19 protein-coding genes are annotated in these 14,811 nt (G+C 63.5%); 6 read left to right on the top strand and 13 right to left on the bottom strand.

Annotated elements, in window-relative coordinates; translation table 11 throughout:
• Positions 1-87 precede the first annotated feature (87 nt).
• Positions 88-732, bottom strand: coding sequence for a carbonic anhydrase (locus AC0L3X_RS33615; RefSeq protein WP_063980379.1), 645 nt, complete (start codon positions 730-732; stop codon positions 88-90).
• 169 nt (positions 733-901) lie between these two features.
• Between AC0L3X_RS33615 and AC0L3X_RS33610 the strand changes: the two genes are divergently transcribed.
• Positions 902-1,783 carry an HpcH/HpaI aldolase/citrate lyase family protein gene (locus AC0L3X_RS33610; RefSeq protein ID WP_071908673.1) on the top strand — a complete coding sequence of 294 codons (882 nt, stop codon included), beginning with the start codon at positions 902-904 and terminating at the stop codon, positions 1,781-1,783.
• 116 nt (positions 1,784-1,899) lie between these two features.
• Here AC0L3X_RS33610 and AC0L3X_RS33605 read toward each other — a convergent pair whose 3' ends face one another.
• Positions 1,900-2,700, bottom strand: coding sequence for a Crp/Fnr family transcriptional regulator (locus AC0L3X_RS33605; RefSeq protein ID WP_063980381.1), 801 nt, complete (start codon positions 2,698-2,700; stop codon positions 1,900-1,902).
• Positions 2,701-3,124: 424 nt separating this feature from the next.
• On the opposite strand from AC0L3X_RS33605, the gene AC0L3X_RS33600 reads away from it, so the two are divergent.
• Positions 3,125-4,816, top strand: a complete 1,692-nt coding sequence (locus AC0L3X_RS33600; protein ID WP_187387861.1) for a caspase family protein — start codon at positions 3,125-3,127, stop codon at positions 4,814-4,816.
• A 21-nt stretch (positions 4,817-4,837) separates the two neighbouring features.
• On the opposite strand, the gene AC0L3X_RS33595 is transcribed toward AC0L3X_RS33600, so the two are convergent.
• The 4 genes from AC0L3X_RS33595 to AC0L3X_RS33580 all read right to left on the bottom strand — a co-directional run bounded on the left by AC0L3X_RS33595 (position 4,838) and on the right by AC0L3X_RS33580 (position 7,650).
• Positions 4,838-5,257 carry a hypothetical protein gene (locus AC0L3X_RS33595; protein ID WP_063980383.1) on the bottom strand — a complete coding sequence of 140 codons (420 nt, stop codon included), beginning with the start codon at positions 5,255-5,257 and terminating at the stop codon, positions 4,838-4,840.
• A 246-nt stretch (positions 5,258-5,503) separates the two neighbouring features.
• Positions 5,504-6,289 carry a glycosyltransferase family 32 protein gene (locus tag AC0L3X_RS33590; protein ID WP_063980384.1) on the bottom strand — a complete coding sequence of 262 codons (786 nt, stop codon included), beginning with the start codon at positions 6,287-6,289 and terminating at the stop codon, positions 5,504-5,506.
• An 80-nt stretch (positions 6,290-6,369) separates the two neighbouring features.
• Positions 6,370-6,975 (bottom strand): 3-isopropylmalate dehydratase small subunit, encoded by a 606-nt coding sequence (gene leuD / locus AC0L3X_RS33585; RefSeq protein WP_014490662.1) that lies wholly within the window; start codon positions 6,973-6,975, stop codon positions 6,370-6,372.
• A 105-nt stretch (positions 6,976-7,080) separates the two neighbouring features.
• Positions 7,081-7,650, bottom strand: coding sequence for a pyridoxamine 5'-phosphate oxidase family protein (locus AC0L3X_RS33580; RefSeq protein ID WP_063980385.1), 570 nt, complete (start codon positions 7,648-7,650; stop codon positions 7,081-7,083).
• A gap of 99 nt (positions 7,651-7,749) precedes the next feature.
• Between AC0L3X_RS33580 and AC0L3X_RS33575 the strand changes: the two genes are divergently transcribed.
• Positions 7,750-8,553 carry a helix-turn-helix transcriptional regulator gene (locus AC0L3X_RS33575; RefSeq protein ID WP_063980386.1) on the top strand — a complete coding sequence of 268 codons (804 nt, stop codon included), beginning with the start codon at positions 7,750-7,752 and terminating at the stop codon, positions 8,551-8,553.
• A gap of 4 nt (positions 8,554-8,557) precedes the next feature.
• On the opposite strand, the gene AC0L3X_RS33570 is transcribed toward AC0L3X_RS33575, so the two are convergent.
• Complete coding sequence (locus tag AC0L3X_RS33570) at positions 8,558-8,956, bottom strand: metallopeptidase family protein (RefSeq protein WP_063980387.1); 399 nt, start codon at positions 8,954-8,956, stop codon at positions 8,558-8,560.
• Positions 8,957-9,122: 166 nt separating this feature from the next.
• Here AC0L3X_RS33570 and AC0L3X_RS33565 point away from each other — a divergent pair, with 166 nt between their 5' ends.
• A complete protein-coding gene (locus AC0L3X_RS33565) occupies positions 9,123-9,404 on the top strand; it encodes a hypothetical protein (protein ID WP_063980388.1) in 282 nt (93 codons plus the stop codon).
• 49 nt (positions 9,405-9,453) lie between these two features.
• Positions 9,454-9,714 (top strand): hypothetical protein, encoded by a 261-nt coding sequence (locus AC0L3X_RS33560; protein ID WP_084794921.1) that lies wholly within the window; start codon positions 9,454-9,456, stop codon positions 9,712-9,714.
• Positions 9,715-9,723: 9 nt separating this feature from the next.
• Here the strand turns inward: AC0L3X_RS33560 and AC0L3X_RS33555 are convergent, their stop codons facing one another.
• The gene (locus AC0L3X_RS33555) at positions 9,724-10,023 is read right to left on the bottom strand and encodes a DUF1330 domain-containing protein (protein ID WP_063985986.1); all 300 of its coding nucleotides are present in this window, start codon (positions 10,021-10,023) and stop codon (positions 9,724-9,726) included.
• Positions 10,024-10,186: 163 nt separating this feature from the next.
• Here AC0L3X_RS33555 and AC0L3X_RS33550 point away from each other — a divergent pair, with 163 nt between their 5' ends.
• The gene (locus tag AC0L3X_RS33550; protein ID WP_063985987.1) at positions 10,187-10,747 is read left to right on the top strand and encodes a hypothetical protein; all 561 of its coding nucleotides are present in this window, start codon (positions 10,187-10,189) and stop codon (positions 10,745-10,747) included.
• A 51-nt stretch (positions 10,748-10,798) separates the two neighbouring features.
• Here the strand turns inward: AC0L3X_RS33550 and AC0L3X_RS33545 are convergent, their stop codons facing one another.
• The 5 genes from AC0L3X_RS33545 to AC0L3X_RS33525 all read right to left on the bottom strand — a co-directional run bounded on the left by AC0L3X_RS33545 (position 10,799) and on the right by AC0L3X_RS33525 (position 14,797).
• Positions 10,799-11,008 carry a hypothetical protein gene (locus AC0L3X_RS33545; RefSeq protein ID WP_063980389.1) on the bottom strand — a complete coding sequence of 70 codons (210 nt, stop codon included), beginning with the start codon at positions 11,006-11,008 and terminating at the stop codon, positions 10,799-10,801.
• Between the two features lie 94 nt (positions 11,009-11,102).
• Positions 11,103-12,509: a 3-isopropylmalate dehydratase large subunit gene (gene leuC / locus AC0L3X_RS33540; protein WP_063985988.1), complete on the bottom strand. Its 1,407-nt coding sequence runs from the start codon at positions 12,507-12,509 to the stop codon at positions 11,103-11,105.
• A gap of 322 nt (positions 12,510-12,831) precedes the next feature.
• Positions 12,832-13,212, bottom strand: coding sequence for a 50S ribosomal protein L19 (gene rplS / locus AC0L3X_RS33535; RefSeq protein WP_063980390.1), 381 nt, complete (start codon positions 13,210-13,212; stop codon positions 12,832-12,834).
• 108 nt (positions 13,213-13,320) lie between these two features.
• Complete coding sequence (trmD, locus tag AC0L3X_RS33530) at positions 13,321-14,076, bottom strand: tRNA (guanosine(37)-N1)-methyltransferase TrmD (RefSeq protein WP_063980391.1); 756 nt, start codon at positions 14,074-14,076, stop codon at positions 13,321-13,323.
• A gap of 55 nt (positions 14,077-14,131) precedes the next feature.
• Positions 14,132-14,797 (bottom strand): TapB family protein, encoded by a 666-nt coding sequence (locus tag AC0L3X_RS33525; protein ID WP_187387862.1) that lies wholly within the window; start codon positions 14,795-14,797, stop codon positions 14,132-14,134.
• Positions 14,798-14,811 lie beyond the last annotated feature (14 nt).

Below are 14,811 nucleotides of genomic sequence, written 5' to 3'. Positions count from 1 at the left end.
GGCGCAACGCGCCGTGCCCACCACTTCTATCGCAATCGGGGAGAGATGGTGGGCACGGCGCTTCGCGCCTTTGCCCACCCTACGAATTCAAGCCGCGTTGCGCACGCTCTTGAATTCCTTCGCGACCTTGTCCAGCACGAACAGCGACCCCTCTGCCACGCCGAAATAGGCGCCATGGGTCTGCATCTGGCCTGAGTCCACCGCCTTCTGCACGAACGGAAACGTCATCAGGTTTTCCAGGCTGCGGAACACCGCGGCCTTCTCGATGCGCTCGACGAACTGTGCCATGGTTTCGTGGTCGCGCTGCTCGACCACTTCGCCCGGCTTGATGAACATCTGCATCCATTTGCCGATGAAGTCGCCCGGCGTGAGCGGCTCGATCTTGTCGACGAAGGCGCGGATGCCGCCGCATTGCGCGTGCCCGAGCACGACGATGTGCTTCACCTTCAGCACCGTCACGGCATATTCCAGCGCCGCGGAGACGCCGTGCGCATTGCCGTCGGGCTGATACACCGGCACCAGGTTGGCGATGTTGCGGACGACGAACAGTTCACCCGGGCCGACGTCGAAGATCACCTCGGGCGAGACGCGGCTGTCGCAGCAGCCGATCACCATCACTTCCGGGAACTGCCCCTTCACCGACAGCTCGCGATAGCGGCTCTGCTCGGTCGGCAGCCGCTGGGTGGCGAAGGCCTTGTAGCCTTCCAGCAAATGCTTCGGGAATGTGATCATGGCCTATGCCTAACCATAGACCAGAGGGGCGAACAAGCCTTTCGAATAGGCAGGCCAGATGCTATCGGCTTGGCTTGTTGTTTGAGCATGATCCTTTCGGAAAACCGCCGCACACTTTTCCGGGATCATGCTTCAGAATAGACCTGAGGAAACTGGAAGGAATGCTCGCATGACCCGCCCGCGCCGCAGCCATCTGTTCATGCCCGGCTCCAACCCCCGCGCGCTGGAAAAGGCGCGAAATCTCGCCGCTGACGGCTTGATCCTCGATCTGGAAGATTCCGTCGCCCCCGACCTCAAGGGGGTGGCGCGTGACGGCATCGCCGCTGCGATCGCGGACAAGGGGTTCGGCAAGCGCGAGATTTTGATCCGGACCAACGGCCTCGACACGCCCTGGTGGGCCGATGACGTCGCGATGGCCGCCAAGGCCTCGCCTGACGGCATTCTGGTTCCAAAAGTTTCAAGCATCGAGGATCTCCAGGCGATCGGCGCTCGCCTTGCCGAGCTCGGCGCCGCGCCGACGGTGAAAGTCTGGGCGATGATCGAGACCGCGCGCGCCGTGCTTCATGCCGAGGAGCTGGCCGCCGCGGGCCGCGATCCCAAGACGCGCCTCTCCGGTTTCGTGTTCGGCCCGAACGACATATCGCGCGAGACGCGCATCAAGATGCTGCCGGGCCGCGCGGCGATGATCCCGATGATCACCCATTGCATTCTGGCGACGCGCGCCCATGGCCTCGAGATCCTTGACGGCCCCTACAGCGACATCGCGAATTCAGACGGTTTTGCCACCGAATGCGCACAGGGCCGCGACCTCGGCTTCGACGGCAAGACGCTGATCCATCCGTCGCAGATCGAGGCCTGCAACGCGATCTTCACGCCGCCCGAAGAGGAAGTCGCGCGCGCGCGAAAGATCATCGCGGCGTTCGAGCTGCCTGAGAACGTCTCGCGCGGCGCGATCCGGCTCGATGGCGCAATGGTGGAGCGCCTGCACGCCGACATGGCGCGGCGCACGATCGAGATCGCGGACGCGATCGCAGCGATGAGCAAGGGCTGAGGCGTCAACTCGAAGAAGCGATATCCGCTTTTCCCCGCCAGACGGACATCTTCTCGACGTCAAGAGGACTGCCGCTTGTGACCCATGCGGTCATCGCGGCGGTCAGTCCCAATCGCCTATTTTCCCGCCCGCGAAGCGGCTCTGGATTCGTCACCCGCGACGATGGCGCTTTCGCGGGACGGCGCATCGACAGGCTGCGGCGCCGCCAATTCCTGGCAATACATCTGATCGATCTTGCGCTGCATGAGCGCATAGCAATCGCATGCGACCTTCTCGAGCCGCGCCCGATGGATCTCGACAAACCCGCGCCGGTCGGACGGGACGGCGCCGGCATCGCGTAGCTTGCTCATCGTCAGGGTCACTGTCGTCCGTCGCACCCCAAGCAATTGCGCAAGCGCCTCGTGCGTCACCGGAAGCCGGTCATCGGGAACGCGGTCGTGCAGCTGCAGGAGCCACCGCGCCATGCGGCCATCGACCCGGTGCAGCGCGTTGCAGGCGGCGACGTGCTGGAGCTGCAACAACACCGCGCGGGCGTGGACTTGCACGACGTTCCTGATGGCGGCGCTTTGCGCAAAGGCCGCGCGAAACTTGGCGGCGGAAATCAGCGATGCTGTGCCGGCGATCCGAGCAATCGCGGTCACGGATGACAGCGACGGGCCGAGCACGGAGAACGAGGCCAAAGCGCCTTCCCGTCCCATCAAGGTGGTTGCGACCGTTTGCCCGTCCGGCATATCGATCATGAAGGCGATGGCGCCGCTATGGGGAAAATAAACCGGGTCGAGCTCATCGCCCGACCGCACCAGGATGGCATCGGGTTCGAACGAGACCTTCTGGAAGTAGGGCGTGAGCAAACCGAGATCCGCCGGCGGCAACGCCGCCAATAGTCGATTCCCGATGCCCGTGCGGTGGACGGTCACGGCGCTTTCCGGTGAACGAGCACCCAACGAACGACGGTAACCATCTATTTCGTTTGCCATGATTGTCCGGAATTCGAATTGCCGAAGGGCAACCATCCAAACAGAGCCATTCGTCGAGATCAAGCACGGACAATTGCGGAGACCTTGCCGGCATCCTCGCCGCGCAAACAGGGCCTTGCATACATCATACTATTGACGCCCTTTGCTACTGGGCGAGGTGCCACACGTGGTGATCGACCAGTGATTGTTGCGGCGGCGCGTGAGTTTGCCCTGGCCCGGGCGCTTCCGCGCCGATGCCGAGCTGCACCGGCATCGTCAGCTGCTTGTCGTCGGCTCGTCCCGACGACGGCCGTTTCGCCGAAGTCCACGATCTCGGCTTTTCCCGTTGCGGTGGTGAACAGGGGTGCTACCCTCGAAGCCATTGGTGGGTTCGGGCAATCTATTGATGCGTTTTTTTGGGGCAGCTGTCTTTCTCGTCATGTCGCTTTTGTCCGCTCAGCCCGCCCTTGCGCAGGCGCGGGTTGCGCTTGTCATCGGCAATGGCGCCTACGAGAAGGTGCCCGAGTTGCCGAACCCGACTCGCGACGCGGCCGACATCGGCCGCGCGCTGGAGCGGCTGGATTTCAAGGTCACTCAAGTCAAGAACGCCACCGCGCAAGAGATGAGGAAGGCCGTCGTTGAGTTCGGCCGATCCGCCGAAATGTCCGACATCGCCGTCGTGTTCTACGCCGGGCACGGCATGGAAGTCGGCGGCGAGAATTGGCTGATCCCGATCAGCGCCGAGCTGCGCAGCGATACCGACGCCGAAAGCGAGGCGATCAGCCTGCGTTCGGTGAGCCTTCAGGTTTCGAAGGCACGGAAGTTGGGCCTCGTGATACTTGACGCGTGCCGCAACAACCCTTTTGCTGCGAAGATGAAGCGCTCGTTGAGCACCCGGGCCGTGGCTCGCGGGCTCGCGCCGACGGAGCCGTCCGACAATGTCCTGATCGCGTATGCCGCCCGGGACGGCACCACGGCAAGCGACGGCGAAGGCCGGAATAGCCCCTTCACGACGTCGCTGCTTCGCCACATCGAAACGCCCGGCCTGGAGATATCGTTTCTGTTTCGCCGGGTTCGTGACGACGTGATGGCGGCAACCAGGCGCGAACAGCAGCCTTTCGTGTATGGCTCGTTGTCGAAGGAAGAGATTTACCTCAAGGCCCCCGCCGTCGCCGCTCAGGCGCCAGCTGCATCAACTCCGGCGCCCGCAGCTCCCGCGGAAGACGAGAAGTTCTGGCAGGCTGTCCGGACGTCGACGGTGGCAGCTCTCTTTGAGGAATTTCTCGCCAGATACCCCCGCAGCGACCACGCCGTCGAAGCCCGCCAACGAATCAAGGATCTCAAGGCCAGCGAAGTTGCGGCGCTATCATCTCCGGCTGCTGCCCCGAAATCGGATGCGGGCGGGCGCCAGGAGCCTGATGCCAAGCGCGTCGTGCGAAATCCATTTACGCCCGACGACAACAAAAAAATCTCTGTCATCGCGGCAGCTCAGCACCTCGAATTGCCGAGCTTCGCCATCTCGTCCGATCAGAACGATCCACTCAACGCCAATTCCAGGTTTGTCGGCGTGTGGTCCAACAAGCGCGGGTGGACCAATGGCAAGGGACGCTACGCCATGCTGATCATCACGGAGGTCTCCGCGACGGGCTTGGCCAAAGGATACTACCTCTGGGGGCCGCCCACGAAACAATCATGGGCGAAGGATGTGGCGGGATACAAATCGTTCGCCGAGTTCATTTCGAACGATAAATTCTCCATCAATGGAACGCCTGTCACGGTCAAGCTGGACAAGAACGTCCTTGCCCTGACTTCCATCAATAAGGAGAATCCGTCGGAGACCGCGACTATCGAGCTTCGTCCAGTCTGGCAGCTTGTGCCGGTGCCCGAGGATGCCGAACCTCCGACCAAACGCGATAAGACGTCGCGAGCTCATGCAGTCAAGAAAGAGAGCGCGGCCGAACCTGGCCCTCCGGGTCATGCCGGCGGAGCGAGTATGGAAGAGCGCTATCGAGCATGCAGAAAGCTCGTGAAGGGATTTGCCCAGCGCGACGCTTGCGCGCGAAACGGCACGATCTGATCTTTCGATCCAGACGACGCGTCAGCGCGGGGCGACGTCGGCCCGATCGAGCGACTCCAGCGTCGACGCATTGGCACAATAGCCGTGGTAGTTCTCCGCGGCGGTGCCATCGGCGAGATCGCGGTCGCATTGTCCCTTGTGATTGCAGAGCGAGCAGACGCGCTCCATGTCGCGGAGCAGCAGCGGCTGCGCACGACCGAGCCTGTCTGCGCTGATGCCGAGCTGCTCGAGCATCTTCAGCAGCTCGTCGGCAGCGTGCTTGCCGTGACGGACCAGCTCCTCCAGATCGTCAGGCGCGATCCTGAGATCTTGCGCGATCCGGTCGAAATCGGCGCGATCGAGCTGCCGCATCTCGTTCATCTCGCGGCGATGCTTCAGCCAGTTCGCGAAGGATTCGATGAGATCCTGTACGATGGGATAAGGCCTACTTGCGGTGCTCATGCGAGGCTCCGTTCGGGTCGTGGAATTGGAGCCAGACTAGGCACAATGGTGCAGGAGCGCGTTGCGCTGGATCAAATTGAGAATGGGTCAAGAAGGCAGGTCGCGTGTCCCGGACGCGGTGCGGCGCGAAGTGCCGCTCCGCAGAGCCGGGACCCATCTTGCCACATGCTGGGCCCCGGCTCAGCAGCGCATCACTGACGTGCTGCGCTGCGTCGGGGCACGAGCGTGCCGCGCAGCGGAGAGAGCTCAGCTAAACCGCTCCGTCGCCCATGCATACAGGCTGCCCGGGATCGGCTTTTCGCCGCCACGGCCCTTGGGCGAGATGTGCAGGCCGATGATTTCGGGGTTAGTGACGAGGCCGAGATAGCTCGAGGGATCGAAGAACAGTTTTGGCTCGGCATGCACGGCGTAGAACGATTGCTTCGGCAGTGCGTTTTGTAATTCACCGGTGCGGCGCGCGAGCGCAGTGAGCGCCGCCGGTCCGAAGATCGCGACGCGAATATCCGAGAGACGGTTCGAGCCCCCGCGCAGGCGACGCATCATGAAGGTGATGCGATGGCGCACCGACAGCCAGTTCGGCGTCAGCTCCTCCTGCTCCATCAGCTCCTCGAAGGCGGCAACGATGCCGTGCTTCGCCGGCAGATAGATCACGGAATTGCCGAGCTGGCGCGGCCGCTCCCAGGCGAAGTAGGGCTTTGCTGGATCGATCTCGACGGGTTTCAGCAGCAGCACGTCGGCATCGAGCCAGAGGCCGAGGTTCTTCGCCATCAGCTTCATGCGGAAGAAGTCGCTGAACTGCAGCGTGGTCCAGTCGCGCCAGCTTCCGTCCGGCTGCGGCGGTCGCAATCGTTCGGAGAACGCGTGCGGCAGGATCGCCTCGGCATCCGCATTCCCGATGCCCGCGGGCAGGCCGGGAATGGTGTCGAAACTGTAGACCGTGACCTTGTGGCCGGCCGCGAGCTGCGAGCGCAGACAGGTCTGGCGCAGTGCGTCCATCGGGCCGTGCCAGAAGGTGACGATGTCGGGCAGCATGCGCGTCAATCTAGGGGTTAATCAGGGCAAAGAAAAAGCCCCGGCGCTCGTCGCACCGGGGCTCGAACTGGAGCTCGATCTCAGGCCCAGGCGCGTTCGCGCTTGAGCTTTTCCTCGTAGGTGTCGATCGAGGCCTTCTTCTCCATCGTCAGGCCGATGTCGTCGAGGCCGTTGATCAGGCAGTGCTTGCGGAACGGGTCGATCTCGAACTTGACCTTGCCGCCGTCGGGGCCGCGGATCTCCTGGTTCGGCAGGTCGATCGTCAGCGTCGCATTGGCGCCGCGCTCGGCGTCGTCGAACAGCTTGTCGAGATCTTCCTGCGAGACGCGGATCGGCAGAATGCCGTTCTTGAAGCAGTTGTTGTAGAAGATGTCGCCGAACGAGGTCGAGATCACGCAGCGGATGCCGAAGTCGAGCAGCGCCCAGGGCGCGTGCTCGCGGCTCGAGCCGCAGCCGAAATTGTCGCCGGCGACCAGCACCTTCGAATTGCGATAGGCAGGCTGGTTGAGCACGAAATCCGGATTCTCGCTGCCATCGTCCTTGTAGCGCTGCTCGGAGAAGAGCCCCTTGCCAAGGCCGGTGCGCTTGATGGTCTTGAGGTACTGCTTCGGAATGATCATGTCGGTGTCGACATTGATGATCTTCAGCGGCGCCGCGACGCCTTCCAGCGTGGTGAACTTGTCCATTTCAGGCTTCCCGGTTTGAAGTCAGGGGAGGGCTATTTAGCCCGGTTGGCACACAAATCCTAGGCCGGATTCGGCAGGCCTAGGGGCGTAAATCGAGGTTCGTCTTCAGCCTGGCGGAGCCATGCTGTCAGGGGCAAAGCCGGTCGGCAGGCCGTCGATGCTCTTCATGTTCTTCAGACCCCAGTATTTTCGCAAATTGTTGACACCCTGCGCCGTCCAGTAGCGCACGAGGCTGCCGCGTTCTTGTCTGTAGTCGAACAGCGGCACGCCCATACCGCATGACGTCTGCACGAGGTCGACCGAGAGGCGCACGATTTGGCGGGCGCCTGCCATGTCCTCGAAGTCAGGAACGAGATCGGAATATTCCGGCGTGCCGCGCATGAGCGATCGAGCCTGGCCATAGAGCCGCAGGATCATCGGGGCGCCGTCGAAGGCGCAAAACATGATGGTCAGCCGCTTGTCGTCGGAGGCGGTCAGATGCGCACGGGTCTCGCTGCCGCTGCCGGTGCAATCGAGGTAGGCGACGTCGCTCTCTCCCAGCACCCGGAATGCCGACAGGCCCTTGGGAGACACGTTGATGCGTCCCTTCGGCGGGGCGCTCGCGACGAAGAAGATCTTCTGCCGTTCGATGAAAGCCCTGTGCTCAGGTTCGATCCTTGCGAATTGCCTGCCCATACCCGTTCGTCCTTTCCGCAGCGACGCCGCAGCGGCAAAGAGTTAGCATGCCGATTATACCCGTTTAAGAATGTTATTTATGCTGGTATAAAAACCACCATGAAGGGACCAGACCCGATCGCTCCAGCTCTCTCGCTCAGCGCGTTCCTGCGCGCGCTCCGGGAGCGCCAGTCTCCGGCAGAATTCGGCCTCGCCGCCGGAGCACGGCGGCGCACGCCCGGCCTCCGGCGCGAGGAGGTCGCTCAGCTCTGCGGATTGAGCGTCACCTGGTACACGTGGATCGAGCAGGGTCGCGATGTCTCCGTCTCGGCTTCGACACTTGCGCGCCTCGCACGCGGATTGCGCCTGTCACGAGCGGAGCGCAGCTATCTGTTCGAAGTTGGGGGCAAGCGCGATCCCGAGCGTCCCGGCCACAGGGATGATCCGCCTGAGGAGGTGCTGGCCTGCGTCGATGCGATCGAAGGGCCGGCCTACATTCTCGATCGCACATGGGGTGCGCGTCGTTGGAATGCGAAAGCGTCCCGGTTGTTTGCCGGATGGCTCGATGCTGACGGCGAAAAAAATCTTCTGCGCTACATCTTCCTCAGGCCCGAGGCGCGAACACTGATCCTCGACTGGACCTCACGCGCGCAACGCGTCGTCGCAGAATTCCGCGCCGCTGTTACAGCCTATTCCGACGATCCGGACATTCGCCGGCTCGTCGAGGAACTGAGAGTTGGAAGCCCCGATTTCGAACGCTGCTGGGAGACGCAGGGGGTTCTGGCACGCGAAGGCGGCGAGCGTGCGTTCGATCATCCGACCATGGGACTGCTGCACTATCAGCAGGTGTCGCTGTCTCTCGCGGGCTGGTCCGACTATCGACTGACGATGCTTCTCGCTGCGCCAACCATACGCAACCGATGACGTCCTACTCCGCCTGAGCCTCAATCGCCGCCATATCGTCGTCCGAGAGGCCGAAATGGTGGCCGATCTCGTGGATCAGGACGTGGCGGACGATGTGGCCGAGCCTCTCGTCGTGCTCGGCCCAGTAATCCAGGATCGGCCGGCGGTAGAGCCAGACCATGTTGGGCAGCCGCGCCACATCGCCCAGGCTCTGCTGGGGCAGGCCGACGCCCTGGAACAGGCCGAGCAGGTCGAACTCGCTATCGCATTCCATCTCGTCCATCACTTCCTCGGTCGGGAAGTCGTCGACACGGAGGATCACGCCCTCACAGAGGCCGCGAAATTCCGCCGGCAGGCGCTCGAAGATGTCGTGCGCCGTCGCTTCCATCTCAGCCAGCGAGGGTGCTTTCAATTCCGTCCACATGGGCTTTTCTTAGCGCGGGTTCCGTGGCGATGCATCCGGCTTTATAGAGGGCTACGAAGAGTTGACGCCGCGCACGAAAACGGGGAGCGTACGGCGCCTCAAGGGGATAGCTCAGGTGGGTGGTGGTGCGATGCGGGCGGGAACAGCAATACTGGTTCTACTTTGCATGGGGTTGTTTTCGCAATTTTGCGTCGGTGCGGAAGCTCAGACGGCCGGCGCCGGTGTCAGGCTGGCCCAGGCGGCCTCGCCAGACGACGTTCCGCCGCCGCGCAGGCGCCCGCCCGCCCGGCTGCGCGTCACGCCCTACTACGCTCCGGACGGCGTCTATCCGCGCTACTATCCGGGTCCCGATGCGGTGCGCGAGTGCAACGCCACCTATGTGCAGGAATATCGGCCGAGCGGCACGGTGATCGTGCCGCATATGAGCTGCTACTGGCGGCGGGGCTGACGCGCCTCAACGGCCGCGTGATGCCCGCATCTTGAGGGCGGAGTTCGTCATGACGAGATGGATTGCATTGGCCGTTGTCGCCGGGCTCGCAGCGGGTTTGCCTCGCGCTTCAACCGCGCAGAGTGTGACGAAGTCGGATGCCTCGGCCGGGACAGCGATTTTCGATGCGAGACGGCACGCAAGACACCATGACGTTGCGCGGCGCTCAGCGCCCCATGATCCGCATTATTACGCGCGGCCCATCTACTATCGTCCCTATCCCTACGGCGTGCCGGCACCCTTCGTGTTCGGCTACGGGCCGTGGTGGTGACGCGCCGCGTTAGCCCGCCGGCGCAAATCCCCTGACCAGCAGCACGGTTGCCTGCGCGCCCGCCTTGCGATCGCGCGAGATGTCTTCGTAGTCCGGCGAATTCGAGAAGGCGAGGAACGCGGCCTCGTCGGGAAACGACATCATGACGAGCTTGTCGAACGGCCACGGGCCCTCGAGCACGCGCGGCTGCTCGTCGGCGGCGAGCAGCCGTCCATTGTACTTTCTGAACACGTCGAAGAACCGCGCCTGATAGCGGTCATAGGCCGCGCGGTCCGTCATCTTCAATTGCGCGATCGCGTAGACGGTCATCTTTCGAATTCCTTTTGTCGTGGCACGGCGCCTCGGCAGGTTGTTCATTCACGAGGGGTTCACGTCGCTGTCCCTAATTTAATCTTGGGAGCGACTGCAATTGAACAGCGATGCGAGCGACGGCTGCGCCGCAATGCTGCCGTTCAGATTCAGGGAGAATTCCATGCTGCGGATCTTGGATGCTCGGACAAGCCCGATACGCTTGCTCGGGCTCGCGGCCGTTGCCACGCTGATGCTGTCGGCCGGAACTGCACAACGTGCCGAAGCGATGACTCCGATCAATCCGACGCCATTGCCGGCGGCGAAGGCTGCAAGCGACGACATGATCACGCAGGTTCGCCACGGTGGCGGCGGTGGTGGACATGGTGGCGGCTTCCATGGTGGTGGCGGTTTTCGTGGCGGTGGTTTCCACGGCGGCGGAGGACATATCGGCGGTTTCCGCGGCGGTGGCTTTCGTGGCGGCCATATCGGCGGCTTCCGCGCCGCACCCGCCTTTCACGGTAGCGGCTATCGCTACGGCGGATTTCGCCACTATGGCGGTTTTCATCGCTACGGGGTCTATCGCCCGCATTACGGCTATCGCCACTTCCACCGGCGCTATTATTACGGCGGCTACTATCCCTACTACAACTATCCGCGCCGCTGCCGGGTGATCTGGACCTATTACGGTCCGCGCCGCGTCTGCCGGTGGCATCGCTGGCACTATCCGTACCGCTATTGGTAATCGCGATCGAAATGAAAAGGGCGCCGCGACGGCGCCCTTTGTTCGTGTGGCCTAGAGCCAATCCTTCAGCTTCCACGACGCCGGCTTCCACCGTGTCAGGTTCTCGAGCTTCCACTGCTTGATCATCGCCGGCGGCCAGCGGCTGAGCTTCGAGGTCTCCTCGACCTCGGGCTTGGCGACGATGGGCAAGGGCGTTGCGCGCCGCCGGTGCTGGCGCGTCGCCTCGCCGATCAGATCGACATATTCAGGCTTGTTGGCCATGAGCTGTGTCCTCGCGAAACCGTCGCGAGGACGCAGTGTCGGCGATGCCGATTAACGGCCGTTTGCCGCTTTAGCTCAAATTGCAGGGAGCGGCTTACCGCCACTCCCTGACGTCGACGAAGTGACCCGCGATCGCAGCCGCCGCAGCCATCGCCGGCGACACCAGATGCGTGCGGCCCTTGAAGCCCTGGCGTCCCTCGAAGTTGCGGTTCGAGGTCGAGGCGCAGCGCTCTTCCGGGGCCAGCTTGTCCGGGTTCATCGCGAGGCACATCGAGCAACCGGGCTCGCGCCATTCGAAGCCGGCCTTGATGAAGATCTTGTCCAGACCCTCAGCCTCGGCCTGCTCCTTCACGAGGCCCGAGCCCGGCACGACCATGGCGTTGACATGCGCTGAAACGGTCTTGCCTTCGGCAATCTTCGCCGCCGCGCGCAGATCTTCGATCCGGCCGTTGGTGCAGGAGCCGATGAAGATGCGGTCGAGCTTGATGTCGGTGATCTTCGTGCCCGCCGTCAGGCCCATGTATTTCAGCGCGCGGTGCTTGGAGAGACGCTTGGCCTCGTCCGCGATCTGATCCGGATCGGGCACGATGCCGGTCACCGAGATGACGTCCTCAGGCGAGGTGCCCCAGGTCACGATCGGCGGCAGCTTGGCAGCGTCGAGGCGCAGCTCGTGGTCGAAATGCGCGCCGTCGTCGGAGCGCAGCTTCTCCCAGTAGCGCATCGCCGCGTCCCAGTCCGCGCCCTTCGGCGCCTTCGGGCGGCCGCGCAGGAAGTCGAACGCCTTCTGGTCGGGCGCAACCAGGCCGGCGCGGGCGCCGCCTTCGATCGACATGTTGCAGACCGTCATGCGGCCTTCCATCGACAACGCGCGGATCGCATCGCCGGCGTATTCCAGCACGTAGCCGGTGCCGCCGGCAGTGCCGATCTCGCCGATGATGGCGAGGATGATGTCCTTGCCCGTCACGCCTTCAGGCAATTTGCCGTCGACGGTCACGCGCATGTTCTTCGCCTTCTTCTGGATCAGCGTCTGCGTCGCCAGCACGTGCTCGACCTCGGAGGTGCCGATGCCGTGTGCGAGCGCGCCGAACGCGCCATGCGTCGAGGTGTGGCTGTCACCGCAGACGATGGTGGTGCCGGGCAGGGTAAAGCCCTGCTCGGGGCCGATGACGTGGACGACGCCCTGGCGCTTGTCGAACTCGTCGTAATATTCGATGCCGAATTGCTTGGCGTTCTCGGCCAGCGCCTTGATCTGCTCGATGCTCTCCGGATCGGGATTCGGCTTGGTGCGATCGGTGGTCGGCACGTTGTGGTCGACGACGGCGAGCGTCTTTTCCGGCGAGTGCACCTTGCGGCCGGTGGCGCGCAGACCCTCGAACGCCTGCGGCGAGGTCACTTCGTGCACCAGATGGCGGTCGATATAGAGCAGGCAGGTGCCGTCGTCGGCTTCGTGCACCAGATGGTCGTTCCAGATCTTGTCGTACAATGTGGTCGGCTTGGACATGAGCTTCAGCTCCAGGAATGTTGTGGTGCGGATATGCGCGGTCACGCGCGGGCAACAAAATCGTCAGCGCAGCTTTTAGGCTGCGCGCGTAAGCTCTGACGTTGCCGAGGTCGCGAAGCGTCCGAAGAACCGGCCAGGCAGCCGCGAGCGATCGTCGATGACGATGCGCGTGACGGGGGCGAGGCTGGTCTGATCTGGAAACATTCCAAGAATATATAGCAGGCCGATTTGGAAGCGCGAGTGCTTTGACGCGCACGGCTGACGCAACAAAAAAGCGCGGGGTTTTGCCCCGCGCTCTCTAGAACTCGTCTGTAAACGGAGCTTACTCGTTGACGGCCTTGGCGTGCTCAGTCTTCTCGACGATGCGGGCCGACTTGCCGCGAAGGTTGCGGAGGTAATAGAGCTTGGCACGACGCACCTTGCCGCGGCGCACCACCTTGATCGAGTCGATCATCGGGGAGAGTAGCGGGAACACGCGCTCGACACCCTCGCCATAGGAGATCTTGCGGACGGTGAAGCTCTCGTTGAGGCCGCCGCCGGAACGGCCGATGCAGACGCCTTCATAGGCCTGCACGCGGGTGCGGTCGCCTTCGACGACCTTCACGTTGACGATCACGGTGTCACCGGGACCGAATTCCGGAATCTCCTTGCTGGCGGAGAGCTTGTCGAATTGCTCTTTTTCGAGCTGTTGGATCAGGTTCATGGGTAAATCTCCATCGGCGCGCCCAGCCGCAGGACGGGGGCTGCGCGAAATTCGTTGATCCAGCTATTGCGGATGTGGCCGCTCCTATAAGGCAAGCCGGAGCGTTTGTCACCCGTCTGTCTTGTTTTTTGGCGTTTTTTGGCGTCTGGCTCGATTCGGGGCTTTGGCCGGGATTTTGGCCCACAAATCAGGCCGCCGGGCCGCCGTCAGGGCCTCGGATTGTGCCCGCCGCCAGGCTGCAACCTTGGCGTGGTCGCCGGAGGTCAGGGTCTCCGGGATCGGAGCCCCCTCGAACAGCTGCGGGCGGGTGTATTGGGGGTATTCGAGCAGGCCCTCCGAAAAGCTTTCCTCGGTTCCCGAGGCCTCCTTGCCCATCACGCCGGGCAGCAGCCGGACGCAGGCGTCGATCAGGGCCAGCGCGGCGATTTCGCCCCCGGACAGCACGTAGTCGCCGATCGAGACCTCCTCCAGGCCCCGTCCGTCGATCACCCGCTGGTCCACGCCCTCGAACCGTCCGCAAACGATCAGGGGACCCGGACCCTCGGCCAGCTCCACCACCCGGGCCTGGGTCAATGGCCGACCCCTCGGGCTCATCAGCAGTTTCGGCCGGTCCGCGCTGATCCCGGCGGCATCGATCGCCGCCGCCAGAACATCGGCCCGCAGCACCATGCCCGGTCCGCCGCCCGCGGGGGTGTCGTCGACGCTCCGATGCCGGTCGGTGGCTGAGGCCCGGATGTCCCGCGCCTCGAGCTCCCAGAGCCCGCCAGCCAGCGCCCGGCCGGCCAGGCTCACGCCGAGCGGCCCCGGAAACATCTCCGGAAACAGTGTCAGCACCGTCGCGCGCCAGGGTGAGGAGGTCGTCATGGCCGCTGGTTAGGGCATTGCGGCCGACAGGTCGAGGCCCGGCCGGCCGAGTTGGTTATTGCTTGCGGCCGTACTCGACGAGCTCGATGACGTTATTGGTCAGCAGATGGCCGTTGCCGCGCGCCACGTAGGTCCGTTTCGCCCAGTGGTCGATGGCCGGCGCGTACCAGGTCATGGCCGAGATCTCGTGCTTGCGGCTCGGATCGTTGGTTGGACGCCTCAGGAGCGTCGTTTCGATCTTGTACGTCTCGAACGTGCCGGCCTTGGTGGTGATGGTCTCCTGGCCGACGACCTTCGAATGGCCCGAGCGTTTCCAGATGAAGCCCTTGCTGCTGTTGACGTCATCGGCGGAGAAGCTCCAGCTATCGCCGATTTTCAGTGGCGCATGGATGCCGCTGCCGTCGCCGGGCTGATATTTCCACTCACCCGCGTTCTTCAGATTCCACGACCGATCGTAGATGTTCAGGCCCTCGGCCTCCTTGCCGTCGGTCGTGACCCGAACGCTGATCTCGGCAGGCGTGACCTCGGTGACGATGTTCCTGCGGACCGCGCTGACCTTGCCGCTGATTTCGTCCCGCACCTCGTAGGTCCAGAAGTCGCCTTGCAGGGGTGCCTCCATCGCGATGACCGGCTTTGCGGCGGCGGGCGGATCGCTCGCCGCCGATGCCAGGGTGGTGCCGGCAAGCAGACAAGCCATCATCGTGGCCGCGTAACGAGACATCTTCATGCTCCCCG

Source organism: Bradyrhizobium sp. MI1.7, from assembly GCF_055811795.1.
The sequence above is the reverse complement of the archived record's forward strand: the minus strand, read 5'-3'. Positions and strand labels throughout refer to the sequence as shown.

Bases quoted from the DNA above. Each gene is read 5' to 3' on its own strand.
- AC0L3X_RS33610 (WP_071908673.1), top strand. From the start codon at position 902: ATGACCCGCCCGCGCCGCAGCCATCTGTTCATGCCCGGCTCCAACCCC.
- AC0L3X_RS33565 (WP_063980388.1), top strand. From the start codon at position 9,123: ATGGGGTTGTTTTCGCAATTTTGCGTCGGTGCGGAAGCTCAGACGGCC.
- trmD (WP_063980391.1), bottom strand. From the start codon at position 14,076: ATGACGACCTCCTCACCCTGGCGCGCGACGGTGCTGACACTGTTTCCG.
- AC0L3X_RS33575 (WP_063980386.1), top strand. From the start codon at position 7,750: ATGAAGGGACCAGACCCGATCGCTCCAGCTCTCTCGCTCAGCGCGTTC.
- rplS (WP_063980390.1), bottom strand. From the start codon at position 13,212: ATGAACCTGATCCAACAGCTCGAAAAAGAGCAATTCGACAAGCTCTCC.
- AC0L3X_RS33550 (WP_063985987.1), top strand. From the start codon at position 10,187: ATGCTGCGGATCTTGGATGCTCGGACAAGCCCGATACGCTTGCTCGGG.
- AC0L3X_RS33615 (WP_063980379.1), bottom strand. From the start codon at position 732: ATGATCACATTCCCGAAGCATTTGCTGGAAGGCTACAAGGCCTTCGCC.
- AC0L3X_RS33595 (WP_063980383.1), bottom strand. From the start codon at position 5,257: ATGAGCACCGCAAGTAGGCCTTATCCCATCGTACAGGATCTCATCGAA.
- leuC (WP_063985988.1), bottom strand. From the start codon at position 12,509: ATGTCCAAGCCGACCACATTGTACGACAAGATCTGGAACGACCATCTG.
- AC0L3X_RS33545 (WP_063980389.1), bottom strand. From the start codon at position 11,008: ATGGCCAACAAGCCTGAATATGTCGATCTGATCGGCGAGGCGACGCGC.
- AC0L3X_RS33580 (WP_063980385.1), bottom strand. From the start codon at position 7,650: ATGGGCAGGCAATTCGCAAGGATCGAACCTGAGCACAGGGCTTTCATC.
- AC0L3X_RS33570 (WP_063980387.1), bottom strand. From the start codon at position 8,956: ATGTGGACGGAATTGAAAGCACCCTCGCTGGCTGAGATGGAAGCGACG.
- AC0L3X_RS33560 (WP_084794921.1), top strand. From the start codon at position 9,454: ATGACGAGATGGATTGCATTGGCCGTTGTCGCCGGGCTCGCAGCGGGT.
- AC0L3X_RS33525 (WP_187387862.1), bottom strand. From the start codon at position 14,797: ATGTCTCGTTACGCGGCCACGATGATGGCTTGTCTGCTTGCCGGCACC.
- AC0L3X_RS33590 (WP_063980384.1), bottom strand. From the start codon at position 6,289: ATGCTGCCCGACATCGTCACCTTCTGGCACGGCCCGATGGACGCACTG.
- AC0L3X_RS33555 (WP_063985986.1), bottom strand. From the start codon at position 10,023: ATGACCGTCTACGCGATCGCGCAATTGAAGATGACGGACCGCGCGGCC.
- leuD (WP_014490662.1), bottom strand. From the start codon at position 6,975: ATGGACAAGTTCACCACGCTGGAAGGCGTCGCGGCGCCGCTGAAGATC.